Annotated in this window: 24 protein-coding genes; 9 read left to right on the top strand and 15 right to left on the bottom strand. The window is 65.4% G+C overall.

The features are described from left to right. Positions 1-84: 84 nt before the first annotated feature. The 7 genes from cysD to AC13FW_RS00825 all read left to right on the top strand — a co-directional run bounded on the left by cysD (position 85) and on the right by AC13FW_RS00825 (position 10,378). Positions 85-996: a sulfate adenylyltransferase subunit CysD gene (gene cysD, locus AC13FW_RS00855; protein WP_296247078.1), complete on the top strand. Its 912-nt coding sequence runs from the start codon at positions 85-87 to the stop codon at positions 994-996. Then, a complete protein-coding gene (gene cysN, locus AC13FW_RS00850) occupies positions 996-2,873 on the top strand; it encodes a sulfate adenylyltransferase subunit CysN (RefSeq protein WP_482987865.1) in 1,878 nt (625 codons plus the stop codon). The genes cysD and cysN overlap by 1 nt, the downstream gene beginning before the upstream one ends. 290 nt (positions 2,874-3,163) lie before the next feature. After that, entirely contained in the window at positions 3,164-4,282 is a 1,119-nt protein-coding gene (locus AC13FW_RS00845) for an efflux RND transporter periplasmic adaptor subunit (RefSeq protein ID WP_296247121.1), read from the top strand. Then, on the top strand, positions 4,279-7,404 hold the full coding sequence (locus tag AC13FW_RS00840) for an efflux RND transporter permease subunit (RefSeq protein ID WP_482987864.1): 3,126 nt from the start codon (positions 4,279-4,281) through the stop codon (positions 7,402-7,404). Before AC13FW_RS00845 ends, AC13FW_RS00840 begins: the two co-directional genes overlap by 4 nt. After that, positions 7,397-7,933 carry a GNAT family N-acetyltransferase gene (locus tag AC13FW_RS00835; RefSeq protein WP_482988042.1) on the top strand — a complete coding sequence of 179 codons (537 nt, stop codon included), beginning with the start codon at positions 7,397-7,399 and terminating at the stop codon, positions 7,931-7,933. The genes AC13FW_RS00840 and AC13FW_RS00835 overlap by 8 nt, the downstream gene beginning before the upstream one ends. Before the next feature lie 147 nt (positions 7,934-8,080). After that, positions 8,081-9,526 (top strand): alanine/glycine:cation symporter family protein, encoded by a 1,446-nt coding sequence (locus AC13FW_RS00830; RefSeq protein WP_482988041.1) that lies wholly within the window; start codon positions 8,081-8,083, stop codon positions 9,524-9,526. A gap of 15 nt (positions 9,527-9,541) precedes the next feature. Then, positions 9,542-10,378 carry a TrmH family RNA methyltransferase gene (locus tag AC13FW_RS00825; protein WP_482987863.1) on the top strand — a complete coding sequence of 279 codons (837 nt, stop codon included), beginning with the start codon at positions 9,542-9,544 and terminating at the stop codon, positions 10,376-10,378. A 159-nt stretch (positions 10,379-10,537) separates the two neighbouring features. On the opposite strand, the gene AC13FW_RS00820 is transcribed toward AC13FW_RS00825, so the two are convergent. From AC13FW_RS00820 to AC13FW_RS00810, 3 genes are all read right to left on the bottom strand, one after another. Continuing rightward, positions 10,538-11,470 carry an MBL fold metallo-hydrolase gene (locus AC13FW_RS00820; protein WP_482987862.1) on the bottom strand — a complete coding sequence of 311 codons (933 nt, stop codon included), beginning with the start codon at positions 11,468-11,470 and terminating at the stop codon, positions 10,538-10,540. 85 nt (positions 11,471-11,555) lie between these two features. Continuing rightward, the gene (locus AC13FW_RS00815) at positions 11,556-11,849 is read right to left on the bottom strand and encodes a hypothetical protein (protein ID WP_282273156.1); all 294 of its coding nucleotides are present in this window, start codon (positions 11,847-11,849) and stop codon (positions 11,556-11,558) included. A 22-nt stretch (positions 11,850-11,871) separates the two neighbouring features. Continuing rightward, positions 11,872-13,173, bottom strand: coding sequence for a tryptophan--tRNA ligase (locus tag AC13FW_RS00810; protein ID WP_482987861.1), 1,302 nt, complete (start codon positions 13,171-13,173; stop codon positions 11,872-11,874). A 121-nt stretch (positions 13,174-13,294) separates the two neighbouring features. Between AC13FW_RS00810 and AC13FW_RS00805 the strand changes: the two genes are divergently transcribed. After that, positions 13,295-14,116: a hypothetical protein gene (locus tag AC13FW_RS00805; RefSeq protein ID WP_482987860.1), complete on the top strand. Its 822-nt coding sequence runs from the start codon at positions 13,295-13,297 to the stop codon at positions 14,114-14,116. Positions 14,117-14,322: 206 nt separating this feature from the next. Here AC13FW_RS00805 and AC13FW_RS00800 read toward each other — a convergent pair whose 3' ends face one another. The 5 genes from AC13FW_RS00800 to AC13FW_RS00780 form a co-directional block, all read right to left on the bottom strand. Next, positions 14,323-14,544, bottom strand: a complete 222-nt coding sequence (locus tag AC13FW_RS00800; RefSeq protein WP_282269033.1) for a CsbD family protein — start codon at positions 14,542-14,544, stop codon at positions 14,323-14,325. Between the two features lie 189 nt (positions 14,545-14,733). After that, the gene (locus AC13FW_RS00795; protein WP_282269035.1) at positions 14,734-14,871 is read right to left on the bottom strand and encodes an entericidin A/B family lipoprotein; all 138 of its coding nucleotides are present in this window, start codon (positions 14,869-14,871) and stop codon (positions 14,734-14,736) included. Positions 14,872-14,925: 54 nt separating this feature from the next. Beyond that, positions 14,926-15,078, bottom strand: a complete 153-nt coding sequence (locus AC13FW_RS00790) for an entericidin A/B family lipoprotein (RefSeq protein WP_296248941.1) — start codon at positions 15,076-15,078, stop codon at positions 14,926-14,928. A 144-nt stretch (positions 15,079-15,222) separates the two neighbouring features. Continuing rightward, positions 15,223-16,143, bottom strand: a complete 921-nt coding sequence (gene rocF / locus AC13FW_RS00785) for an arginase (RefSeq protein WP_296248940.1) — start codon at positions 16,141-16,143, stop codon at positions 15,223-15,225. A 179-nt stretch (positions 16,144-16,322) separates the two neighbouring features. Next, positions 16,323-17,960, bottom strand: coding sequence for a mechanosensitive ion channel family protein (locus AC13FW_RS00780; RefSeq protein WP_482987859.1), 1,638 nt, complete (start codon positions 17,958-17,960; stop codon positions 16,323-16,325). A gap of 417 nt (positions 17,961-18,377) precedes the next feature. On the opposite strand from AC13FW_RS00780, the gene AC13FW_RS00775 reads away from it, so the two are divergent. Continuing rightward, positions 18,378-19,586 (top strand): NnrS family protein, encoded by a 1,209-nt coding sequence (locus tag AC13FW_RS00775; RefSeq protein ID WP_482987858.1) that lies wholly within the window; start codon positions 18,378-18,380, stop codon positions 19,584-19,586. Positions 19,587-19,595: 9 nt separating this feature from the next. Here the strand turns inward: AC13FW_RS00775 and AC13FW_RS00770 are convergent, their stop codons facing one another. Genes AC13FW_RS00770 through AC13FW_RS00740 form a run of 7 tightly spaced genes read right to left on the bottom strand, consistent with a single transcriptional unit; the run spans position 19,596 to position 25,984 of the window. After that, on the bottom strand, positions 19,596-20,261 hold the full coding sequence (locus AC13FW_RS00770) for a sulfate/molybdate ABC transporter ATP-binding protein (RefSeq protein ID WP_482987857.1): 666 nt from the start codon (positions 20,259-20,261) through the stop codon (positions 19,596-19,598). Then, entirely contained in the window at positions 20,251-20,934 is a 684-nt protein-coding gene (modB, locus tag AC13FW_RS00765) for a molybdate ABC transporter permease subunit (RefSeq protein ID WP_482988040.1), read from the bottom strand. The genes AC13FW_RS00770 and modB overlap by 11 nt, the downstream gene beginning before the upstream one ends. A 2-nt stretch (positions 20,935-20,936) precedes the next feature. Next, on the bottom strand, positions 20,937-21,677 hold the full coding sequence (gene modA, locus AC13FW_RS00760; protein ID WP_482987856.1) for a molybdate ABC transporter substrate-binding protein: 741 nt from the start codon (positions 21,675-21,677) through the stop codon (positions 20,937-20,939). A gap of 21 nt (positions 21,678-21,698) precedes the next feature. Beyond that, on the bottom strand, positions 21,699-22,475 hold the full coding sequence (locus AC13FW_RS00755) for a helix-turn-helix domain-containing protein (protein WP_135965914.1): 777 nt from the start codon (positions 22,473-22,475) through the stop codon (positions 21,699-21,701). 7 nt (positions 22,476-22,482) lie between these two features. Further along, on the bottom strand, positions 22,483-23,694 hold the full coding sequence (locus tag AC13FW_RS00750; protein ID WP_482987855.1) for a coproporphyrinogen III oxidase: 1,212 nt from the start codon (positions 23,692-23,694) through the stop codon (positions 22,483-22,485). Positions 23,695-23,738: 44 nt separating this feature from the next. Then, entirely contained in the window at positions 23,739-25,070 is a 1,332-nt protein-coding gene (locus tag AC13FW_RS00745) for an MFS transporter (protein ID WP_296248926.1), read from the bottom strand. A gap of 23 nt (positions 25,071-25,093) precedes the next feature. Further along, a complete protein-coding gene (locus tag AC13FW_RS00740) occupies positions 25,094-25,984 on the bottom strand; it encodes a peptidylprolyl isomerase (protein ID WP_482987854.1) in 891 nt (296 codons plus the stop codon). Between the last annotated feature and the right edge of the window lie 3 nt (positions 25,985-25,987).

Raw genomic sequence — 25,987 nt, 5'->3', positions numbered from 1 at the left:
CCACACTCGGCGGACAGTCCGGAGTCCCGCCCGGCTTCGCTGCTACTCTTGCCCTCGGGCCCCGCCTCCTTATTCCGGCACGCAATGACCGTCACTGCACCCCTGTCCCACCTCGACCGCCTGGAAGCGGAAAGCATCCATATCCTGCGTGAAGTCGCCGCCGCCTTTGACAACCCGGTGCTGATGTACTCGGTGGGCAAGGACAGCTCGGTACTGCTGCACCTGCTGCTGAAGGCGTTCGCGCCGGGCGTGCCGCCGATCCCGCTGCTGCATGTGGATACGCGCTGGAAGTTCGGCGAGATGATCGCCTTCCGCGACCGCCGCGTTGCCGAGACCGGTACCGAGCTGCGGGTGCATATCAACCCGGACGGTATCGCCCGCGACATCGGCCCGGTCAGCCATGGCCCCAGCGTGCACACCGATGTGATGAAGACCCAGGGCCTGAAGCAGGCCTTGGACAAATGGAAGTTCGATGCCGCCATCGGTGGCGCGCGCCGCGACGAGGAGAAGTCACGGGCCAAGGAACGGGTGTTCTCGTTCCGCAATGACCGCCACCGCTGGGACCCGAAGAACCAGCGACCCGAGTTGTGGAACCTGTACAACGCCCGCATCCATCAGGGCGAGAGCGTGCGCGTATTCCCGCTGTCGAACTGGACCGAGCTGGATATCTGGCTCTACATCTACCGCGAGAAGATCCCGGTGGTGCCGCTATACCTCGCCGCCGAACGACCGGTCGTCGAGCGCGACGGCAGCCTGATCATGGTCGATGACGAGCGCCTGCCGCTGCATCCGGGCGAAGTGCCGCAGCTGCGCAAGGTGCGTTTCCGCACGCTGGGCTGCTACCCGCTGACCGGCGCGATCGAGTCCGAAGCCGACACCCTGGAGAAAATCATCGCCGAGATGCTGGTCTCCACCAGCTCGGAACGGCAGGGCCGCCTGATCGACCACGACCAGTCCGCGTCCATGGAGAAGAAGAAGTTAGAGGGGTATTTCTGATGAGCGCCGTGACCACTTCCTCCGACATCGCTGCCTACCTCAAGACCCACGAAACCAAGCCGCTGCTGCGCTTCATCACCTGCGGCAGCGTCGACGATGGCAAGAGCACCCTGATTGGCCGCCTGCTGTACGAAAGCAAGCGCTTGTTCGATGACCAGCTGTCCGCGCTGGAGGCTGACAGCCGTCGTCATGGCACCCAGGGCGAGCGCATCGATTACGCATTGCTGCTTGATGGCCTGGCCGCCGAGCGCGAGCAGGGCATCACCATCGACGTGGCGTACCGCTACTTCGATACCGACCGCCGCAAGTACATCGTTGCCGACTGCCCCGGGCATGAGCAGTACACCCGCAACATGGCCACCGGCGCCTCGACTGCCGACGTGGCGGTGGTGCTGGTGGATGCGCGCAAGGGCCTGCTCACGCAGACGCACAGGCACAGCTACATCATCTCGCTGCTGGGCATCGGCCAGGTGGTGCTGGCGGTGAACAAGATGGATCTGGTCGATTACGACCAGACCGTATTCGAGCGCATCGTCGCCGACTACCTGGCGCTTGCGGCGCAGTTGGGTATTGCCAACGTGCAGGCGATTCCGTTGTCGGCGCTGGAAGGGCAGAACCTGTCCACGCGTTCGACGGTAATGCCCTGGTATGGCGGTCCCAGCCTGATCGAGCACCTGGATACGGTCGAACTGAGCGCGCACGACGCGGTCAGCGGACTGCGCCTGCCGGTGCAGTGGGTCAACCGTCCGAACCAGGATTTCCGGGGCTTTGCCGGCACCATTGCTGCTGGGCAGGTGCGCGTGGGTGACGAGGTGGTGGTGCTGCCCTCGGCACGCCGCTCCACGGTCAAGCAGGTGTTGGGCCCGGATGGTCCGCTGGCGGTTGCCGGCACCGGGCAGGCAGTGACGCTGACCCTGGATGACGAGGTCGATGTCAGCCGCGGCGATGTGATCGCCGCAGCGGGTGATCCGCCGGAAGTGGCCGACCAGTTCGCCGCCCATGTGCTGTGGATGGACGACGCGGCCTTGCTGCCGGGCCGACCGTACTGGCTACAGATCGGCAGCCGCACCGTGGCCGCCAATATCAGTGAGATCAAGCACCGCGTTGACGTGAATACGCAGGAGCGACTGGCGGCCAAACGACTGGAATTGAACGAGGTTGGCTACTGCAACCTGTCGCTGGATGAGCCGGTGGCCTTCGCGCCGTATGCGCAGAACCGCGCATTGGGCGGCTTCATCCTGATCGACCGCCAGAGCAACGCCACCGTCGCCGCCGGCACTCTGGATTTCGCCTTGCGCCGCGCCGGCAACGTGCATTGGCAGCATCTGGACGTGGACAAGGCCGCGCGGGCACGGATCAAGGGCCAGCAGCCCCGGGTGCTGTGGTTCACCGGCCTGTCCGGTGCGGGCAAGTCCACTGTCGCCAACCAGGTGGAGAAGCGGCTGCATGCGCAGGGGGTACATACCTTCCTGCTGGACGGCGACAACGTCCGCCATGGCCTGAACCGCGACCTGGGCTTCACCGACGAGGATCGCGTGGAGAACATCCGCCGCGTCGCCGAGGTGGCAAGGCTGATGGTTGATGCCGGGCTGGTGGTGCTGGTCAGCTTCATCTCGCCCTTCCGTGCCGAGCGGCAGATGGCCCGCGAACGGTTCGAGGATGGCGAGTTCATCGAGGTATTCGTCGACGTGCCGCTGGCAGTGGCCGAAGCGCGCGATGTGAAGGGCCTGTACCGCAAGGCGCGTGCCGGACAGATCCCCAACTTCACCGGCATCGATTCGCCGTATGAAGCCCCGGAAACGCCGGAGCTGCACCTGCGGGCGGATACCGACAGCGTGCCGGCCATGGTCGAGCAGGTGTTGCAGGCGCTGCGCTGAGTTGTTTGTGGGTTGGCGGTTGCAGGTTGTGGGAGCGGCGCAAGCCGCGAAGCCACCGCACCGCCAGCCCCAAATTCATCCGCACTACAGCTTCGCCCCCTCCCTTGCGCCGAAGGCGGAGGGGAGGGTTGGGGAGGGGTAGGTTCTTCGCATTACGGGTGAAGTCCCCTGCCGAGCATGGCTCGGCACTACAGGGGTTCCCACAATAGGGACGTTCCCCCCCTAACGGCACATCCGGCCGTCATCTGACACCGCTAGACTGCTTGATCGTGTATCAGATGGGACTGCGTATGTTCGGGCGATTTGCCGTCACCGTTGTCGGTGGCACTGTCTTGGCGCTGGCGTTGGCCGGATGCAACCGCAAGAACGCAGAGGCACCGCGGCAAGCCGCCGGCGCGGTGCTGGTCACTACGCAGGTCGTCGAAACCGCTCCGTGGAGCGATACGCTGCAGGCCAACGGCACCGCCAAGGCACGCGAATCCATCATCGTCACCGCCAAGGTCAGCGAAATCATCGACAAGGTGCATTTCGAGAGTGGGCAGCAGGTTGCCGCCGGTGCGCCGCTGGTGACCCTGCGCGGCCAGGCCCAGCAGGCCGCATTGGCCCAGGCGCAGGCGACCTTCGCCGAGGCCGACCGGCTGTACAAGCGCCAGCGCGAACTGGCCGCACAGCAGCTGGTTGCGCATTCAACCCTGGATACCCAGCAGTCGATCCGTGACGCCGCCGAGGCCCGCGTGCAGCAGATGCGCGCCGATATCGGTGACCGCAGCGTACGCGCGCCATTCGCAGGCGTATTGGGCATCCGCCAGGTCAGCCCGGGTTCGCTGGTCACCCCGACCACCGCGATCGCCACGCTGGACGACATCTCCCGCATGCACGTGGATTTCCAAGTGCCCGAGGCACAGCTGGCCTCGCTGCAGAACGGCGACAAGGTCAGCGGCAGCAGCATCGCCTACCCGGGCCGCACGTTTGAAGGCACGGTCAGCACCATCGACGCCCGCGTCGATCCGGGCAGCCGCGCGATTACCGTCCGCGCCGATTTCGACAACGTCGACCATGCGCTGCGTCCGGGCATGCTGCTGGACGTGCGCCTGTACCGTCCCGAGCGCGATGCGCTGGTGATTCCGGAAATCGCGGTGGTGCAGGTGGGGCGCGACTCTTACGTGTTCCGGGTCAAGCAGGATGAAAGCGTCGAGCGCGCCGACATCAAGGCCGGCACCCGCCGCGCCGGTGTGGTGGAAATCGTCGAAGGGCTGAAGGCCGGTGACCGCATCGTCGTCGATGGCACCGGCAAGCTGCGCCCGGGCATCCGCATCCAGGATGACAAGCCGGCCAAGGCCGCCGACGCGGCCACGCCGCTGAAGCCGGCCGATGTTGCAGTACCGGCCAAGATGGCGACCGCCGGATGAAGCTGTCCGATCTTTCGATCAAGCGGCCGGTACTGGCCGTGGTGATGAGCCTGCTGCTGCTGGTGCTGGGCATCATGTCGTTCACCCGCCTGACCCTGCGCGAGCTGCCGGCGATTGATCCGCCCATCGTCTCGGTGTCGGTGGATTACACCGGCGCCTCGGCGGCGGTGATCGAAAGCCGCGTCACCCAGGTGCTGGAGGACGCGCTGGCTGGTATCGAGGGCATCGATACCATCAACGCACGTAGCACCAACGGCCGTGCCTCGGTCAGCATCGAGTTCAACGCCAACCGCGACATCGAGGCAGCGGCCAACGACGTGCGTGATGCGGTCAGCCGTGTCGCGGATCGCATGCCGGAAGAGGCGCGGCCGCCGGAAATCGCCAAGGTCGAGAGTGACGCCGACCCGATCATCTGGTTCAACATGTCGTCCTCGGTGATGGATACGCTGGAACTCAGCGATTACGCCGACCGCTATGTGGTGGACAGGTTCTCCAGCATCGACGGTGTGGCCCAGGTGCGCATCGGTGGTCGCCAGCGTTACGCGATGCGGGTGTGGCTGGACCGCGACCAGCTGGCTGCACGTGGGTTGACCGTCAACGAAGTTGAAACCGCGCTGCGCAACGAGAACGTGGAGCTGCCGGCCGGCCGGATCGAATCGGCCGACCGCGATTTCACCCTGCGCGTGGAGCGCAGCTACGTGGCCCCGGCGGATTTTGCCAGCATTCCGCTGGGCAAGGGCAATGACGGTTACGTGGTGCGCCTGGGCGATGTGGCCAAGGTCGAACTGGCCTCGTCCGAGCGCCGCGCCTATTTCCGCAGCAACGGCGAGCCGGGTATCGGCTTGGGCATCGTCAAGACGTCGACGGCCAATGCGCTGGATGTGGCGCGTGACACCCGTGCCGAAGCCGAGCGCATCGCCCAGACCTTGCCGAAAGGCACGCAGATCTTCGTCGCCTTCGACAACACCACCTTCATTGAAGCCGCCGTGGAGCGCGTTTACGCCACGCTGGTCGAGGCAATGATCCTGGTGCTGATCGTGATCTGGCTGTTCCTGGGCAGCCTGCGCGCGGCAGTGATTCCGGCGGTGACGGTGCCGGTGTGTCTGGTTGCGGCCTTCATCGCGCTGTTCGCGTTCGGCTTCTCGATCAACCTGTTCACCCTGCTGGCGCTGGTGCTGTGTATCGGCCTGGTGGTGGATGACGCCATCGTCGTGGTCGAGAACGTGCAGCGACGCATCGATCTGGGCGAGCCGCCGTTGGTGGCCGCCAAGCGCGGTACCGCGCAGGTGGCGTTCGCGGTGATCGCCACCACGGCGGTGCTGGTGGCGGTGTTCCTGCCGGTGGGTTTCCTTGAGGGCAATACCGGCCGCCTGTTCCGTGAGCTGGCGGTGGCGTTGGCGGCAGCGGTGGCCTTGTCGGCCTTCGTGGCACTGACGCTGACGCCGATGATGGCCTCCAAGCTGCTCAAGCCGCATAGCGAGCAGAAGGTCAGTCGCCTGCATGGCTTCATCAACCGCCAGCTGGAGCGGCTGTCGGCAACCTATGGCCGCGTGCTGGATCGCCACGTGCAGCGCAGCGGGGTATTCGGGCTGGTGATGCTGGGCGCGCTCGGCGCCAGCTGGGGCCTGTTCAAGCTGATTCCTTCCGAACTTGCGCCGGCCGAAGACCGTGGCTCGTTCCAGATCATGATCGATGGCCCGGAAGGTGCGGGCTACGACTACACCGTGGAGCAGGTGCAGCAGGTCGAGAAGATCGTCTCGCGCTTCGTCGGCCCGGATGAACCCATTGTCCGCGCCAATCCGCGCGTGCCCGGTGGTTGGGGCAACAGCGAGGAAATGCATACCGGCCGCATGAGCGTGTTCCTGCAGCCCTGGCGCAACCGCAGCGAAGCCACGGTGGATGTGGCCAATGACCTGCAGAAAGAACTGAACGACCTCAGCGGCGTGCGTGTGCGCACCATGGTCGGTGGCGGTCTGGTGCGCAGCATGGGTCAGCCGTTCCAGATCGTGCTGGGTGGGCCGGAATACGCGGAAATCGCGCAGTGGCGTGATCGCCTGCTGGAGCGCATGGCCGATTACCCGGGCCTGGTCGGCGCCGATTCGGACTACAAGGAAACCCGCCCGCAGATGCGCGTCAACATCGACCGCCAGCGTGCGGCCGACCTGGGCATCTCGGTCACCGACATCGGCCGCGCGCTGGAAACCATGATGGGCTCGCGCCGCGTCACCACCTTCGTCGACAACGGCGAGGAGTACGACGTGCTGGTGCAGGCAGGCCGCGAAGGCCGTGCGTCGCCGGCCGACCTGTCGGCGATCCAGGTGCGCGCACGCTCGGGTGAGCTGGTGCCGCTGTCCAACCTGGTCACGCTCAGTGAAGTGGCCGAGGCCGGCAGCCTCAACCGTTTCAATCGCCTGCGCTCGATCACCATCAGCGCCAACGTCGCGCCGGGTCATACGCTGGGCGAAACCATCGACTGGGCCAAACAGGTCGCCGCCGAGGAACTGCCGGAGTACGCGCAGATCGACTGGAAGGGCGAATCGCGCGAGTACCAGAGCGCCGGCAGCGCGGTGCTGCTGACCTTCGCCATGGCCTTGCTGGTGGTTTACCTGGTGCTGGCCGCACAGTTCGAGAGCTTCATCCATCCGCTGGTGATCATGCTGACCGTGCCGCTGGGCGTGCTCGGTGCCTTCGTCGGCCTGTACCTCAGCGGCGGCACCCTCAACCTGTTCAGCCAGATCGGCATCGTCATGCTGGTGGGTCTGGCGGCGAAGAACGGCATCCTGATCGTCGAGTTCGCCAACCAGCTGCGCGACGAGGGCCGCACTGTGCACCAGGCCATCGTCGAGTCGTCGATGGTGCGGCTGCGGCCGATCCTGATGACCTCGATCGCCACCGTGGTTGGTGCGATTCCGCTGGTGGTCGCCGGTGGCCCGGGCTCGGCCAGCCGCGCCACCATCGGCATCGTGGTGATCTTCGGTGTCAGCGTGTCCACCTTCCTGTCGCTGTTCGTGGTGCCGGCGTTCTACGCGCTGTTGGCTCCGTACACCAAGTCGCCGGAAACAGTGGCCAACGCGCTGGAGAAGCTGGAGCGTGAGACCCCCGCGGTCGGTGGCCATGCGTGAGCCGCTGCTCGGCGGCCGCGTCCGGTTACGCCCCTGGCAGGCAGGGGACCTGGACGCGCTGCTCGAGCATGCCAACGACGCAGCGGTATCGCGGGGGCTGAGCACGCGCTTTCCCTATCCGTATACCCGCGCCGATGGCGAGGCCTTTCTGGCGGGGCAGGTGCTGGACCTGCGGGGGCAGGTATTCGCACTGGAAATCGATGGCCTGGCCTGTGGCGGTATCGGGGTAACCCAGGGCAAGGACGAACGGCGTCATTCGGCGTCGCTGGGGTATTGGCTGGGCCAGCGCTATTGGGGGCAGGGCATCATGACCACGGTGGTCGGCGCCTATGTGCCGTGGGTGATGGATACCCTGGCACTGGCACGGCTGTCCGCGCAAGTGATGGCTGGCAATCCGGCCTCGGCGCGGGTGCTGTTGAAGAATGGATTCGCAGAGGAGGGCACCGAGCGCCAATCGGTGTTCAAGGACGGGCAGCTGCATGACATGCGCTGCTTTGCCCTTATCAGGACTTGGATGCAATCCACGTAGTGGCCCTGCACAACCGGGCGTAATCGTGGAAAAATCGGCCAGCCCCGGAATTCCGGGCTTTGGCTACCTTTCAGCTTTCCGGGGAATTACGTGGAATCCATCGTCGAATACGTAAACGGCATCATCTGGAGCAATGCGCTCATCTTCATGTGTCTTGGGGCGGGCCTGTGGTTCAGCCTGCGCACCCGCTTCATGCAGATCCGCGGTTTCGCTGAAATGTGCCGGCTGACGGTGCGCGGCGAGAAATCCGAGGCCGGCGTGTCCTCGTTCCAGGCCCTTGCCATGTCCATGGCTGGTCGCATGGGTATCGGCAACATCGCCGGTGTGGCCACGGCCATTGCCTACGGCGGCCCGGGTGCGATCTTCTGGATGTGGGTGATGGGCTTCCTCGGCGCCTCCACCTCCTACGTGGAATCGACCCTGGCGCAGATCTACAAGACCAAGGATGCCGAAGGCCGCTACCGCGGTGGCCCGGCCTATTACATTGAAAAAGCGATGGGCCTGAAGTGGTATGCGGCCGTGTTCGCCGTCGCCACCGTGATCGCCGCAGGCTTCCTGCTGCCAGGCGTGCAGGCCAATGCCATCGCCGACAGCGCGGTCAACGTGCTGTGCACCGGCGTCAATGCCTGCGCATCGGTTGGTGGCGCCGCCAGCATGAAGCTGTGGATCGGCCTGAGCGTGGCGGTGCTGCTTGGCATCATCATCTTTGGTGGCGTCAAGCGCATTGCCAGCTTCGCCGAAGTGATCGTGCCGTTCATGGCGCTGGGCTTCATCCTGATGGCGATCGTGGTGATGATGCTCAACGCCAGCAAGGTGCCGGCGATGTTCTCGGACATCTTCTCCAGCGCCTTCGGTGCGCATGCGGCCTTCGGCGGCATCATCGGCCAGGCCATTGCCTGGGGCGTCAAGCGCGGCATCTACGCCAACGAAGCCGGCCAGGGCACCGGCCCGCACGCCGCCGCTGCCGCCGAGGTCTCGCACCCGGCCAAGCAGGGCTATGTGCAGGCCTTCGCCATCTACTTCGACACCATGCTGGTCTGCACCTCGACCGCCTTCCTGCTGTTGTCCACCGGCATGTACAACGTGTTCCGTTCGGTCACCGAAGGTGGCGTGACCAAGCTGGAGGCCATTGTCACCGGCGTGCCGGGCGTTCAGCCCTCCGAAGGTGCCTTGTTCACCCAGGCCGCGGTGGAATCGGTGCTGCCGGGCTGGGGCGCGGGCTTCGTGGCACTGGCGCTGTTCTTCTTCGCCTTCACCACGATCATGGCCTATTACTACATGGCCGAAACCAACCTGACCTACCTGGCCGGCAGCAACCGTACCCATCCGGCGGCGATGCTGGTGCTGCGTCTGGGCATCATGGGCATGGTGGTGTTTGGTGCCTACCACAATGCGAAAATGGCCTGGGCGTTGGGCGATATCGGCGTGGGCTTGATGGCCTGGCTGAACGTGGTCGCCATCCTGATCCTGCAAAAGCCTGCCATGCTTGCACTGACCGACTATGAGCGGCAGAAGAAGCTGGGCCTGGACCCGGTCTTCGACCCCGATGCACTGGGCATCAAGAATGCCGATTTCTGGCGTAGCAACAAGTAATCCAAAGGAACCGCTGTGAGTAACCCCTGGAACAACCGTCGCCCTTCCTCGCGGCCACCCCGCGCAACTCCGGCTGCACCCTCGGCCGCACGTGAAGGCGACGGTGTCCCGGTACGCGGCGGCGATGAAATGCGCCTGTACGGCTTCAATGCCGTGCAGGCGATGTTTGCCAAGCGCCCGCAGGCGCTGCGCAAGCTGTACCTGGCCGAGGACATGATCCCGCGCCTGCAGCCGGTGCTGAAGTGGTGCGTGGCCAACCGTGTGGGTTACCGCGTGGTCGGCGACGGCGATCTCAACAAGCTGGCCGCCACTACCCATCACGAAGGCCTGGTGGCCGACGTGCAGAAGCAGGAGCCGTTGCCCTTGGCGACCTGGCTGGCCTCGCTGACGGACGGTCCTGCGCTGGCCTTGTGGCTGGATGGCGTAGGCAACCCGCACAACTTCGGCGCGATCCTGCGCTCGGCGGCGCATTTTGGGGTCAAGGCAATCCTGTTGCCGGCGGACTCGACGCTGGCCCTGTCCGGCGCCGCCGCGCGCGTGGCGGAAGGTGGCGCCGAGTCGGTGCCGCTGGTGCGCCTGCCGGCCTTGCCACAGGCCGTTGCACAGCTGCGTGATGCCGGCTTTGGGCTGGCTGCGACCCTGGTTGCCGATGGCGACAATGTTTTCACCACCGAGTTGCCGGATCGCATGGTGTATGTGATGGGCGCTGAAGGCGAAGGCATGGACCGCGATTTCGCCCAGAGCTGCGATCTGCGCCTGTCGATCCCGGGCAGTGGCGCAGTGGAAAGCCTCAACGTGGCCTCGGCCACCGCAGTATTCCTGGCCAGCTGGAACAGCCGCAAACAGCACTGAAAAACACGGTAGTGGGGGGGGGGGGGGGGGCGGGGGGGGCCGGGGGGGGGGCCCGCCGGCCGGGCGGGGGCGCGGGTGGCGCCCCCCGGGCGCGGCCTGGCCCGCCCCCCCCCCCCCCCCCCGCCCCGCCCCCCCCCACTACAGGAAGCCCGCTTGCTTTCAGCGCTTCTCGCGGTCCAGCCAGCAGGCCAGGCCCTGCGCGTTGAGTTCGATATCCATTGCCAGCACCCGCAGCACTTCAGATGCATCCAGCGGGCTGCCCTGCAATCTCAATCGCGCTACATACAGCGCACCGAGCGCATCCACCAGCAGGCGATGGCGCTCCGGTTCGCCGTTGCAACGCTCAGCGATCGCCACCATCGCGTCGATCTGCTCGTGCAGTTCCTGCGCCAATCGCGCCGTGCCTTCGACCCGGCCGTAATGGGTCAGGTACATGCCTTCCGGTGCTTCCTGCATCAAGCGCAGGATCGAGGCATGCATTGCCTCCGGCTCGAACTGCACCGGTGAGGAGGTGGGAATGATGAACGCACCGCCAGCATGATCCAGCTCGCGGTACGAGAGGCCAAACGTGTCGCCGGTGAACCAACTGCGACTGGCCGCATCCCACACGCAGAAATGATGCCGTGCATGCCCCGGCGTATCCACGCAGATCAGCTCGCGCCCCGCCAGTGATACACGATGCCCGTCCTCGGCAACCACCACGCGCTCGGCCGGCACCGGCACGATCTGGCCGTAGCTGCGCGCGATCTCGGCTTCGCCATACACCGCTGTTGCGCCGGCGATCAGCCGGGTCGGATCGATCATGTGCTGGGCACCACGCGGGTGCACGACCAACCGCGCATTGGGCAGCTGCTGCATCAGCGCACCGGCGCCGCCGGCATGATCCAGGTGCACATGGGTGATGATCAGCCAGTCGATATCCGCAGGCGCCAGACCCGCCTGCGCAATGCAGGCCAGCAGATTGGGCAGCGAGTGGGTGGTACCGCAATCGACGAACGCGCCACGTCCGTCCTGCACGATCAGGTAGGCCGCATCGAAGTGATCGCGCTGGAACGCGGTATCGATGGTGTGGATGCCATGGGCAAGAGACATGCGGCAACTCCGGCAGAAACTGGCTTCGATCCTGCCAGCCGCCCTGCCCGCACTCAACCCGGACTTTTGTCGCAGCCGCGTCAGCTCAGTGCTGCAGTACGCGCGGGCGCAGCAGCAATGCCAGCACCATCACCGCCAGGAAGCCGCCGTAGGCATACAACACGGCCAGGATCTGCTTCCACAGGCCTTCGGCCACCTCGGTGGCTCCCACGTGGTAACCCCACAACATGAAACCGATGCTGGCCACCAGGGCCAGCACCAGCATCGATGCATCAAACACGCTGCGCCGGCGATTGCGCGGCTGGCGCGGGAACCACCAGTACAGCGCTCCCATCACGCAGAACCAGGGGAGAAACAACAACAACGACAACCAGGCCATCGACGTGCTCCTCCGCAGGTGATTACTCCTTCGCTGCAGCCTCGCGCAGTTCGCGCAACGCCGCCAGCACCGGCTCCACTTCCGCTTCGACCTTGAACAACTCGCTCTGCAGCGCATCGCCCTGCTCGGCCTGCTTGAGCACTGCGATCAGCTGGCCGGCATCGCGCGGCGAGTCAAAGCCTTCGCTCTGGATCAGCAGCGTGCCTTCGCCATCGAGCAGCTTGAAGTAGAAGCGGCCGTCCTTCTCGCGGTACTGCTTGAACAGCGGCAGCGCCGCCTTGGCAGCGACCGCCGCCTGGGGCTTGTCACCGGCGGCAGACAGGTCACGCAGGCCAACGGCGTGGCGCAGTTCCTTCAACAGCGGGATGGCGAACTGCTCGCGCAGCTGCTGGCCACGCTTGCGCAGGATGGCTTCGATCTTCTCGGGCTCGGCCATCAGGGCGTTGTAGCGCTCGCGCAGCGGCGACAGCTCGGCGTCGATGCGCTCGAACAGCTGCTGCTTGGCATCGCCCCAGCTGATGCCCTCGGCAAAGGCCTTGGCAAAGGCTGCGGTCTGCTCCGGGCTGGCGAAGGCCTGGTACATCTGGAACAGCGCCGAGCCCTCGGTGTCCTTGGGCTCGCCCGGCAGGCGCGAGTCGGTGAGGATGGAGAACACCAGCTTCTTCAGCTCCTCGCGCGGCACGAACAGCGGGATGGTGTTGCTATAGCTCTTGCTCATCTTGCGGCCGTCCAGGCCGGCCAGGGTGGCCACCTGTTCGTCGATGATCACTTCCGGCAGGGCGAAATATTCCTTGCCGTAGACGTGGTTGAAGCGCTGGGCGAAATCGCGCGCCATCTCGATGTGCTGGATCTGGTCACGACCCACCGGCACCTTGTTGGCGTTGAAGATCAGGATGTCGGCGGCCATCAGCACCGGGTACATGAACAGGCCGGCGCTGACGCCTGCATCGTCGTCGAGCTGTTCCTCGCGGTTCTTGTCCACCGCCGCCTTGTAGGCATGGGCGCGGTTGAGGATGCCCTTGCTGGCAACCACGGTGAGGAACCACATCAGCTCGGTGGTTTCCGGGATGTCGCTCTGGCGGTAGAACCACACCTTGTCCGGGTCCAGGCCGCAGGCCAGCCAGCTGGCAGCGATCTCCAGGGTCGAACGCTGGGTGCGCTCGGGCTCCTGCGCCTTGATCAGGCTGTGCAGGTCGGCCAGGAAGAAGAAGCTCTCGATATCCGAGGCCTGGCTGGCGGCAATGGCCGGGCGGATCGCGCCGACGTAGTTGCCGAGATGGGGAGTGCCGGAGGGGGTGATGCCGGTGAGGACGCGGGTAGTCATGTAAACCAAGCTGACGAGCGGATGAACCGGGCCAGTGTAACCGCCCCAGCCTGTCCCCGCCCTCAACCCCGTTGCCCGCGCCCGGCCGTTTCATGCCACGTCCCCCGCCAAGGAGCCTGCCATGTACCGTTTTCTAGCCAGTGTGTTGTCGGTTGTCGCGCTATGCGGGTTCAGCCCGGTACGGCCCGCAGATGAGGGTCCGGTGCAGCTGTCGGTGATCGACCGCGATGACGGGCAGGAGCTGGACCTGCACCCTTACCGGGGCCAGCAATGGGTGGCCGGCAGCCCCGGCCACCGTTACAGCGTGCGCATGCAGAACCGCAGCGGCCAGCGTGTGCTGGTGGTGCTGTCGGTGGACGGGGTCAATGCCATCACCGGCCAGACTGCCTCACCCAGCCAGTCCGGCTATGTACTGGAGCCGTGGCAGAGCAGTGAGATCACCGGCTGGCGCAAATCCAATGCAGAGGTGGCGCAGTTCGTGTTCACCAGCTCCAGCGACAGCTACGCCAGCCGCACCGGCCGCCCGGCCAATGTCGGGGTGATCGGCATCGCGGTGTTCAACGAGGCACGCCGGCCGGTGTATGACGTGCGCCCACTGCCGGCGCCGAGGCCCATGCCGCGGCCGATGCCGCAGTACGAGGACCGTGCCGAGGCCAGTGCCAATGCAACAGGGCGCGCCGCCGAAGCCGCTGCGCCCAGCGCGATGGCCAAGAGCGAATCGCGACAGCGCTTGGGCACCGGCCACGGTGAGCGTGAGTGGTCGAGTTCGTCATTGACCAGCTTCGAGCGTGCCAGCCGTAACCCGGTACAGGTCAGCGAGGTGCGTTATGACTCGCGGCAGCGGCTGGTGGCGTTGGGCGTATTGCCGCGCGACCATCGTCGCGTGGACAACTCGCCGCAGGCCTTCCCCAGTGGTTTCGTGCCGGACCCACCGGTGCGCTGATCGCCGCGTCAGCCCGACACCGATCTTGTAGGAGCGGCGTAAGCCGCGAAGCTGACATTGCCCCAATGCTTGCGAGTTGCGCCACCTGATGATGCCCCTGCTTCGCGGCTTACGCCGCTCCTACAAAAAGCAAATAAAGAAACCGATGCCAGAGGACTGGCATCGGTTCCTGATTGAGGCGGGCGACTTCCCTCAGTCACCCGGCATCAGTGGTAATCGGGGTAGTCCTTGTGCAGCGCCTTCTGGAAGTCGCGCACTTCGGTTTCGGCGCGGTCCTTGGCCCAGCCGTAGCGCTCCTGCAGGCGACCTGCGAGGTATTCGGCGTTGCCTTCGGCCACTTTCATGTCGTCATCGGTGATGTCGCCCCACTTGGCCTGTACCTTGCCCTTGAGCTGGGTCCACTTGCCGGAAATGATGTCTTTGTTCATTACGCTGCTCCTTCGGGGGATACGCGTTTGATTCGCGTGGGACCACCTTCGCCCAAGCGCTGTTGGCATCAGGTCCATGTTTCGTTGTTCGCCACTGACCTTGGTGAACATCGCTTCAGCTAGCAAACTCCGCGCATGAAAAAGGCCGGCATTGCCGGCCTCTTCGTTCATCTGGGTGGCGCTACGGGATCAATGCCCCTTGGCAGCACCTTCAACTTTCTCGCCCACCTTCTGCACGTCCTTGCCTGCACCGGCAACGGTATTGCAACCAGCCAGCACCGCGACCGAGAACAGCGACAACATCATCAGGGCAACCAAACGCTTCATGTGTTTCTCCTGTGGTGGTTCCATCGGTGCGGTCCACAACGGACCGCGTGTTCATCAGCACTTGCCGTCTTTGCAATCCTGCGCCTTGTCTTCGACCTTTTCACCGGCCTTCTGCATGTCCTTGCCTGCGCCCGCCACGGTATTGCAGCCGCTGAGCATGCCAACCGAGAACGCGCCCACCAGGGCCAACATCAACAGTCGCTTCATCATTCGTCTCCTCCTCCCTTTCAAGGCAGATGCCGTGGCCGGTAACCGGCGGCAGGCACTTCGTGTGTGAAGACGAATCTGGCGGCTCGGCCGTGTGCTCCGCGTGAAGCCGCGCAGCACACGTTCAGTGATGTCGGCCGATTGTTAATCGCGCATCAGCGTGGATTTGCCGAACAGGCTCTCCACCAGGTCCACCGCCAGCTCGGCGGTGCGGTTCTGGTGATCAAGCAGCGGGTTCAGCTCGACGATGTCCAGCGAGCCCATCAAGCCGGTGTCGGCAATCATCTCCATCACCAGCTGTGCTTCGCGGTAATTGACGCCGCCGGGAACCGTGGTGCCGACGCCCGGCGCGATGCTGGGGTCGAGGAAGTCCACGTCGAAACTGACATGCAGGTGGGTATTGGCATCGATGCCATGCAGTGCGGCTTCCATCGTCCGCTTCATCCCTGCTTCGTCGATGTAGCGCATGTCGTAGACATCCACGCGGTGCTGCTTGATCAGGCGCTTCTCTTCCGGGTCGACCGAGCGGATGCCGATCTGGTGCACCTGCCACGGCGCGATCGCCGGGGCGCTGCCGCCCAGATTGGTCAGGCCTTCCGGGCCGAGGCCACACAGGCAGGCCACCGGCATGCCGTGGATGTTGCCTGACGGGGTGACATCGGAGGTATTGAAGTCCGAGTGCGCATCCAGCCACAGCACGCGCAGCTGCTTGTCCTGCTCACGGCACCAGCGCGCGACTGCGGTGATCGATCCAACGCCCAGGCAATGGTCGCCGCCAAGCATGATCGGCATGCGGCCTTCCTTCAGCTCGGCGTAACTCGCCTCCATCAGCGCGTGGTTCCAGGCGACTACTTCGTCGAGGTGACGGTAGCCCTGCACCGGGCCGGTCCATGGATTGCGCGGACCATCGAGGTTGCCGATGTCGCGCACGTCCACCCCGCGTTCGACCAGCGCCTCAGGCAAGCCGGCAATGCGCAGCGCCTCCGGGCCCAGCCGCGCACCGCGCGCGCCCGCACCCACATCGGTAGGCACGCCAATCAGCGACACCGGACGAAAACCAGCCATACGACCTCCGTTGCAAATGAAATCAGTTTAGCGAGCGGCCGCGCAAAGGCCTTGCGGCAGCGCGGCAAACCAAGGCAGGGCAAGCCTTTTGGCGGCTGCCAAGCAGGTCCGGGCGAGCTTACGCCGCGCATATGTCAGCCGTGCGCAGCCGGCTCAGGCAACGGCTACCTGCGCGGCGATCATGCCGCCGGGCCCTGCGGATCCCAATCGGCGGGCGCGACGATCTTCGGCAGCTCGGGGTCGGCAATGTAGTTGGGCGACATGATCTGCACCCCGGCCGCGTTGAACGCATCCTGGATGTTGGCATGCAGCGCGCTGAGGATCTCCGCGCGCAGCGGGAACTCAACGATATGCACGCGCAGCACATAGGCAACATAGAAGTCATTGAGCGCGGTCTGCAGCACATAGGCGGCAGGCGCGCTCTGCACATGTGCGGTCTTGCCGGCCGCATCCAGCAGCAAGCGCTGCACCTGCCGCCACGGCGTGTCATAGCCGATGGTGACGCCGGTCTCCAGCCACATACCCGCGGCCTGTGGATCGCGCGAGTAATTCAGCAATTTGCCACTGAGCACGTGCATGTTGGGAAGGCTGACTTCCACCCCGGTCAGGGTGCGGATGCGGGTGGTGAACAAGCCGATCTGGATCACCTGCCCCTCGACATCGGCCACCTTGACCAGGTCACCAATCGACATCGTCCGCGCATAAAGCAGGGTGAAACCCGCCGCTGCCTGGCCGACGATGCTGGAGCCGCCCAGCGAAATCATCACGCCCAGCAGCACGCTCAAGCCCTTGAAGGCGTCGCTGCCCGAGCCGGGCAGATAGGGATAGGCCATCACCAGCGCAAACAGCCAGATACCTCCCACGGTCAGCTTGCGACTGGGCTCGGCCAGTTGGCGGTCGATGCCAAACAACTGGAAGCGTCCGTTCTGCACGCCCCGGAACAACAAGCCGACAATCTGGCTACACAGCCGCGCCAGCAGAAAAATAACGATCGCGGTGACCAGCCCCGGTATCGCCGCCACGCCTGCCCACAGCCAGGCCTTGGCCTGGGCCGCAACCCAGGCCGTCATCGCCCTGGCCCAGGGCTGGGTGTAATCAAACTGATGGAAGACGTAGCGCAGCCATTCCTCTGCCAGCAACAACACCGCCACCAGCAGCAGCGCGCGCGACAGCCAATCGGCCAGTGCGTTGGCACCATGCAACATCTGCCGGACCGGCGCGCTGCGCAAGGTCCCCGCCCTTCGACCGACCCACGCCAGCATCGCCGCACGCAACCTGCGTGCCGCCCACGCCAGCAACCAGATCAACAGCCCTGCCAGCAGGGTGGCGACAAGACAATGCAGGACGCCACGGAACATCCGGCCCGGCGCACGCTCAGCCGCGACGACCGCGTCGTCGAGCCGGCTGCGTACCGCATCACGCACCTGGCCCAGCGTCTCGCCTTGCGCGGCATCCACATCGGCAGGCGTGATGAGGGTGACCACCTCGCCACCAAGCAGCAGGATCGCGCCATCAGCGGTGTCGTTGAAGGTGACCCTGGGCACGCCGGGCTCATCGACGATGCGCTTGATGTTGAACTCGGTGACCGCTGCACGCTGCGACGGCGAGCGGCCCATGAACGCACTGCGGAAGGTCAGGATGTCGCGGCTGTAGAAACGCACCGTCGCTGCGGAAGCGACGTCGACGGACGCCTCTTCGGTTGCGGCCAATGCCGACGCAGGCGCCAGCAGCAGCGAGACACACAGCGCAAGCAGCACCCATACCGTCAAGGCGAACCGGCGTAGCAGGAACCAGACTTCAAGGTCGCCACGGAACATCTTTCTGCTTCCCCGCAAGAAGAGATGACTGGCCGCTGGCGTGCTGCGTCGACCTGCCGCCAACCAGCTTCACTGGCAGCAGCACGGTAGGCCGGCTGCGTGCTTGGGCCATCATCGCACCATGGCAGGCGGATTGCCTGCCATCACGATCTGCGCCCCTCGCCGTTCAGCGGCTGCACCACATGTCGACCGCAGCACATCAACGTAGCCCGGGTAAGCGCAGCGCACCCGGGAAGACCGGGCTGGCCATCCTACACATACTGCGCCAGCCCCCGGGTGCGCTGCGCTTACCCGGGCTACGGCCGGCCATCAATCCGGCGATATCCGTTGCGGCTTCTTCCTGCCCTTGCCGGCGCCACGCGGCACGGCTTGATATTGGTCAGTACCGACGGCGAAAGACGGGCGGATACTCGCCGCGTGAACACCTCCACTACCAGCCTGCCGCTGTTCAACGCGCCGCACCGGCTGCTGTTCTTCATTGGTGTCTGCAACCTCGGCCTGGCGATGGGCTGGTGGGCGTTGTGGCTGGCCGGCTTGCAGCTGGGCACTCCCCTGCCCGCGCCCGGCTTGCCGCCGGCCTGGCTGCATGGGCTGTGGATGCAGTATCTGGTGCTGCCCAGTTTCATCTTCGGCTTTCTGTTGACCGTGTTCCCGCGCTGGATGGGATTGCCAGCACTGCCGCGCTGGCAGTACGCGGGCGTTGGCGGCGGCCTGTTCGGCGCGCAGATCGCGCTGCTTGCGGCCAGCCTCGGCTGGCAGCCGGGAGTGTGGCTGGCCCTGTTGTTGGCGTTGCTGGGTTGGGCGTTCGGCCTGGTCGCACTCGGCCGTTTGCTGCTGCAGGAGAAAGGCCGCACCTGGCATGCGTGGTCCTGCTGGTCCGGCTTGCTGCTGGGCTGGATAGGTCTGCTCTGCTTCGCGATTGCTGCCGCAGGCGGCGATGTCCGCTGGCAGGCACTGAGCGTGTCGATCGGCACCTTCGGACTGTTGCTGCCGATCTACACCAGCGTCGCCCACCGCATGTTCCCGTTCTTCGCCGGCAATGTGGTGCCGGGTTATCAGGCATGGCGGCCACCGCAGTGGCTGGCGACCCTGTGGGCGCTGTGCCTACTGCACCTGCTCGGCGAAGCGCTGCTGCTGCCACTGGTCATGCTGCTGGCCGATGCCGGCTTGCTGTTGTTGTCGCTGTACTCGCTGTGGCGCTGGTGGCCACGTGGCCCCAAACCGGCCTTGCTGGCGGTGTTGTTCTACGGGCTGGCATGGTGGCCGCTGGCGACGCTGCTGTATCTGCTGCAGGACATCGCCGCGCTGTCCGGCCATCCCGGCTGGCTGGAACGCGCGCCACTGCATGCCTTGGTCATTGGCCTGTTCGGCAGCCTGCTGGTGGCGATGGTCACCCGTGTGACCCAGGGCCATTCCGGGCGTGCGCTGGAGATGCCGGTGGTCGCCTGGATCGCCCTGCTCGGCCTGCAGCTGGTTGCACTGCTACGCATCCTCGCACCGCTGTTGGACGATCCCTGGCGCTGGCATGCCGTAGCCGCTGCCGGCTGGCTGCTGGTACTTGCACCGTGGCTGCTGCGACTGGGATGGATCTACTGGCGCCCGCGTGCGGACGGCAAGCCGGACTAAGCGCCGCGCTCAGACCTGCACGCGGCCGTCGGCCAGATGCACCACCTGCTGGCCGAACATAGCCACGTCTTCCGGGTCATGGCTGATCAGCAGCAGCGGGATGCCGGTCTGGTCCAGCACCGTTTCGAGTTCCTGGCGCAGATGCGCACGCAGGGCGTGGTCAAGTGCAGCGAACGGCTCATCCAGCAGCAGCGCCTGCGGCTTGGTCACCAGTGCCCGCGCCAAGGCGGTGCGCTGGCGTTGGCCGCCGGAGATCTGCGACGGCAACAGGTCCCCGAGGTGATCAATGCGGAATGCCTGCAGCCATTGCTCCACCGCATCGACGCGGCGGCCGCGCGACGGATTCAACAAACCCTGCTGCAGGCCGAAGCCCACGTTCTGCCGCACCGTCAAATGCGGGAACAAGGCGTAGTCCTGGAACACATAGCCGATGCGGCGCCGCTGCGGTGACAGGTTGATACCTGCCGCCGCATCAAACAGTGCCTGCCCGTGCATGCGGATCACACCGGCATCCGGCCGCAACAGCCCGGCCACCGCCTTCAAGGTCAAACTCTTGCCCGCGCCAGACGGGCCGAACAACACCACGTTGGGCTGGGTGCAACACAAGGCCGCCTGCAACTGGAACTGCTGCCCCGCAGCCTGCAGCTTGCGTTGGATATCCAGTTCAAGCCACATTGCGCGCCCCCTCCTGCCGCCGCCCGACCAATCGCGCGGCAAGCAGCAGCACGCTGATGCAGACCAGCGAGGACAGCAGCACCAGGGCATTGGCGCGACCGTCATTGCCGGCCTGCACCGCCTCGTAGATGGCGATGGACAAGGTCTGGGTGCGGCCGGGAATACTGCCGGCGACCATGATGGTGGCGCCGAACTCGCCCATCGCGCGGGCGAACGCCAGCAACAGGCCAGCAAGAATGCCGCGCCATGCCAGCGGCAGCGTCACCCGGAAGAACAGCCCCAGCTCGGACACACCCAAGGTGCGTGCAGCCTGTTCCAGCTGCCCATCAACGTCTTCAAATGCCGCACGCGCCGGCTTGAACACCAGCGGAAACGAGGCCACCGCAGCCGCGATCACCGCTGCCTGCCAGGTAAACACCAGGTTGATACCAAAGCTGCTCTCCAGCCATGCACCAAGCGGGCCCTTGCTGCCGATCAGCACCAGCAGGTAATAGCCCAGCACCGTCGGCGGCAACACCATCGGCAGGGTGAATATCGTGTCCAGCAACTCACGGCCGGGAAAGCGCCGCCGCGCCAGCAAGGCACCAAATCCGACACCGAGCACGAGGTTGATCGCGGTCGCCCAGCCGGCCACCTTCAGCGACAACCACAGCGCGCTCCAGTCCAGATCCACCATCAAGGACTGCCGAAGCCGTGCCTGTGCAGGATGGCCTGGCCCTGCGTCGAGCGCACGAAGGCGATGAAGCGCTTGGCTTCGGCGGCATTGCGGCTGGTCTTCACCATCGCCAACGGATACGCGATACCACCGGCAACCGGCACCTGGAAGGCGCGCTGCACGCGCTCGCTCATCGCCTGTGCATCGGTGGCGTAAACGAAGCCTGCATCCACTTCACCACGTGCCACATAGTCCAGTGACTGGCGCACGTTCTGGGTGCTGATCATCTTGGCCTGCACTGCCGGCCACACACCGGCCTGCTGCAGCGCACCGCGTGCATAGCGCCCAACCGGTACGCTGTCGGGATTGCCGATGGCAACGCGCTTCACATCGGCCTTGCCCAGCGCCGCCAACGTAGTCGGCTTGTTGCTGGCCTGCGGCGGCACCACCACCCACAGGCTGTTCTGCGCGAATACGTGCTGGGTTGCCGGATCGATCAGGCCTTCTGTATTGGCCTGTGCCATTGTGGCCTGGTCGGCAGATGCCAGCACATCGACCGGCGCGCCGCGTGCGATCTGCTGCAGCAAGGTGCCGGAGGCAGCGAAGTTCAGGTCAACCTTCGTGCCCGGGTTCGCCTTCTCATACGCAGCGGAAATCTCGCGAAAGCTTTCAGTCAGGCTGGAAGCCGCGGAGACCGTCAGATCAGCCGCGCCCGCCGGCAGCGCGGCAGCCAGCAACAACAACGCCCACAGCTTGTTCATGCATGCATCCTCGGTTCGGCATCATTCGCTTGCGTCATCGGTAGCCGCCATCAAGGCCAGCCGCTCCGGTTGCAGCAGGATGATCTCGCGCTGCTTCACCGCGATGACTTCTTCGTCGCTCAAACGCCGCAACACCCGGCTGGCGGTTTCCGGCGCCATGCGCAGGTAGTTGGCGATCTCGGTGCGGGTCATGGTCAGGTTGAAGCGGTGTGCCGAGAAGCCACGCCGCGCGTAGCGGCTGGAGATATCCAGCAGGAACGCTGCCATGCGCTCCTCGGTACGGTAGTTGGCGGCCAGCAGCGCCGCCTTGCCGATCTCAGCACTGAGCAGGCTGAACAGCTTGGCCTGCAGGCCGGGCATGCGGCTGGCCAGCATGCTGATGCGCGGAAACGAGATACGGCACAGATGCACGGTATCCAACGCCACCGCATTGCAGGGATAACGCGATCCGTGGATGGCGTTCAGGCCGATCACTTCGCCAGGCAAGGCGAAGCCCAGCACCTGTTCGTTGCCGAGGCTGTCATCGACAAAGGTCTTGACCATGCCGGCCCGCACCGCAGCGATTGCATCGAAGGGTTCACCCGCGCGGAAGATGTAGTCACCGGCGTGATACGGCCCAACGTGGTCGACCATCACATGCAGCTCGTTCAGCGCGGTCTTGTCGTACCCCTGCGAACTGCAGGCATCGGAGAACGCACAAGTCGTGCAGAAATGCAGCGCGTCACCGTCGCCGGCAGCGGCTGGATTCGGCGTCGCGGTTCCCAAGGGGCCGCGCGGTGGGGGTGTAGGTGACGTCATTCCGTTTTCAAGCAACAGCGGCCAAGGGGCGGAAGCACGCTGCGATCATACGCCACAGCAGCTCACCTTCGTTCTGGATCAACAGCATGTCGCCATCCCGGCGCAGCCAACCGCGTTCGATGAACATGGCGACGCGCTCCCATGAGTGCTCGAAACAGGCGTCGAACGGCTGCGCGTTGCGCCATTCAAACGCACGCATGTCCAGCGCGTGGTCACAGGCCAGGCTCTGCACCACCTCATCGGTCATGCGTTCATGCTCGGAAAGAATAAGCCCGGAGGATATCCCCGGCTGCCCAACCACCAGGCAGGCGCGCCAGTTGCGCGGCTCTGGCTCGATGCGGCAGATGACATCGCCTATCTGGCTGCAGGCGCCCACACCAATGCCGAGCAGGTCATGGCGCTCGCGCCGCGGCACCCCGAGCAGGTCGCAATGACGCTGGCCATCGCCGTTGCGCAGCGGCATCGGCAGGTCCGGCCGCTGGTAGTGGTCGCCGCCCAGCGGCAGGTAGCCGCCTGCACGCAGCAACCGCCAGGCCTGCAGCCAGTCCGTTGGCAACGGGTACTCGGGCAGCAAGGCAGGCGACGGCAGGATGATGCGTTCGGGCGCCAGCTCCAGCACACGCTGCAGCCGCTGCAGGAACGACACATCGCCGTAGCAGGGCACGCGCAGCTGGTAGTAACACGCGGTGAACCCGGCCTGCTGGGCTTGGGCCAGCATCGCCGGGCCATCGACGCCGGCATGGTCGATCACCGTCATCCGGGTACAGCCGACCTCGCGCAATGCAGCCGGTGCGACATCGCTGGCCGCATCCAGCCGCACCTCGACCTGCGGCCGGGCGATGGTACACAGCTGCTCCGGCACCGCGTCCAACAGGCGGCCCAGCAGGGCGGGCGGCAGATGCTCGACGATGCCCGGCTGCAGCACCATCGCCGCCACTTCGCGGTCGCTGGCCAGCATCCTGGCATGCAGGCGCAGGCATACCAGCAGCGCGTCCAGCACGTTCTCGGCGCGCTCCAGCTCATGCGGGGGTGCGCAGAAACCCAGCGTCAAGCCACGTGGAATCAGATGCTCGTTGCTGGCCTGCATGGCTGCACGCCAACCCGCCTCCGCGAAGCCGGGGCTCAGCTCCGCCGGCGCCGGGAACAACACGTGCGCGGGTTGCTGCAGCAATGCAACATGCAATGTGGCGTCATCCATCCCGGCGGTCTCTACTGACATGCAAGCATCCTCGCGCAGCGACCGCCGGGTTTCACTGATCTGGATCAAGCCCGCCGCTGTTTCTCCGCGGCAGCGGCATCGATGGCTTCGGGCAGGTCGGTCTCACGATCCAGCTGCGGGAAGTTGCGACGCTCCATCCGGCGGATGGCGAAGTGCATCCACGCCAGCGCGATGCTGACCAGCACGAACAGCAGCATGAAGCAGCTGCTCCAGATGCCGAGCGCATCATTCAAGGCACCAAACACGATGGGCAGGATGAAGCCGCCGAGGCCGCCGATCATGCCGACCACGCCGCCCACCGAACCCACGTGCTGGGGGTAGTAGACCGGGATGTGCTTGTAGACCGCGGCCTTGCCCAGCGACATGAAGAAGCCGAGCACGAACACCAGCACGGTGAACAGGGTCACGCTGATCGCCAGGTGGAAGCTGATCTCGCCGTGTATGCCCTGCACGATGTAGCGGGTATCCGGATAGGCCAGGATGAAGGTACAGATCACTGACACCCCCAGCGTCCAGTACATCACCCGCCGTGCACCGATACGGTCTGACATCCAGCCACCCACCACCCGGAACAGGCTGGCCGGGATCGAGTAACACGCCGCCAGCACGCCGGCCGTGCCCACATCCATGCCGTAGGCGCCGACCAGATAATGAGGCAGCCACAGTGCCAGCGCGACGAAGCCGCCGAACACGAAGAAGTAGTACAGCGAGAAGCGCCACACCTGCAGGTTCTTCAACGGCGCCATCTGCTCGGCGAAGGACATCGGCTTGACGCCGCTGCGGCGGCGGTCTTCCAGCGAAGGATCTTCCTTGCTGAACAGGTAGAACAGGATGGCGGTGACCGCCAGGCCGACCGCCCACAGCTTGGCGACCATCATCCAGCCCGAGGCCACCATCACCAGCGGCGCCAGCAGCTTGGTGACCGCCGAGCCGATGTTGCCGGCACCGAAGATGCCCAAGGCGGTGCCCTGCTTCTCCGGCGGGAACCACTTGGACACATAGGTGACGCCGACCGAGAAGTTGCCGCCGGCGATGCCGACGAACAACGCCGCCAACAGGAACTGCGGGTAGGTCTGCGCGTAAGTCAGCAGCCAGGTCGCGACTGCACCGCACAGCATCACCAGGGTCATCACCTTGCGCCCACCGAACTGGTCGGACCAGATGCCGAGGAAGACGCGGATCACCGAACCGGTCAGTACCGGCGTGGCGATCAGCAGGCCGAACTGGGTGTCGTTCAAGCCCAGTTGCTCGCTGATCTGGATGCCGATGATGGCGAAGATCATCCACACCGCGAAACACACGGTGAAGGCGAAGGTACTCAGCCATAGCGCACGTTGTTGTTCGCCGCTGCTGATGTTCTGCAAATTCTGGCTCATGGCCGCTCCTGGGGGATTACGTCTTACTCAGCCTGTGCTTCGATATCTTCCAGCCCGCGTACCGGGTAACGCTCGCGCAGCTCCAGCAGGAACTGCTGCACGTCGCGCTGGCGCACCTGCAGCTCGAGGTAGTCACTGATCTGTGGCTGCACCTGCTCGAAGGTGAGCGCCGCGCCGGCTTCCAGCGCATCGATACTGACCACGTGGTAGCCCCAGCGCGACTCCACCGGGAAACCCGCCAAGCCCTGCCGCAGGCGGAACACCTGGCGATCAAACTCGGGAGTGGTCTGGCCGCGTTGCAGCCAGCCCAGATCGCCGCCTTCACTGTTGGACGGGCACTGCGAGTGGCGCGCGGCCAGATCGGCGAACAGATGCGGCTGTTCCAGCAGTTCGGCGATCAGCTGCTCGGCCTGGGTGCGTGCCTTCAGCCGACCGGCGATATCGTCGGCCGGTGCCGCCAGCAGGATGTGGCGAACGCGGATACGGTCGGGCGAGCGGAAGCGCTCGGGGTTCTGCGCGAAGTAGCGTTGGCAGTCGTCTTCGGTTGGCACGCGGTCTTCCAGCGTCTGTTCGATCAGCTGCTGGATACGTGCTTCCTCGCTGGTCTCCTGGCCGACGCCGGTGGCGCCGGCCAGGCCAAGCCGCTCGGCCTCCAGCCGCAGCAGCTCGCGTACCACCAGCGCACGTGCCGCATCGGCACGCGACTGCTCCGGGCGCATCGCCCGGTGGTATTGCATCTCGCGGGCGATATCGGCCTCGCTGATCGGTGTGTCCTGCACGTACAGGCTGCACGGCGCCGGTTGGCCGAGGCTGCGCGGGCCATCATCGGCGTCGTGATGGTGGCCGGCCTCGGCCGGCACCGGTGTCTGCGAGTCGATGACGGTGATGGGGAGAATGCGTGGCAGGCTGCCCATGGC

The sequence above is a fragment of the Stenotrophomonas sp. 21LCFQ19 genome (assembly GCF_056861425.1).
This window is presented reverse-complemented; position numbering and strand designations above follow the sequence as displayed.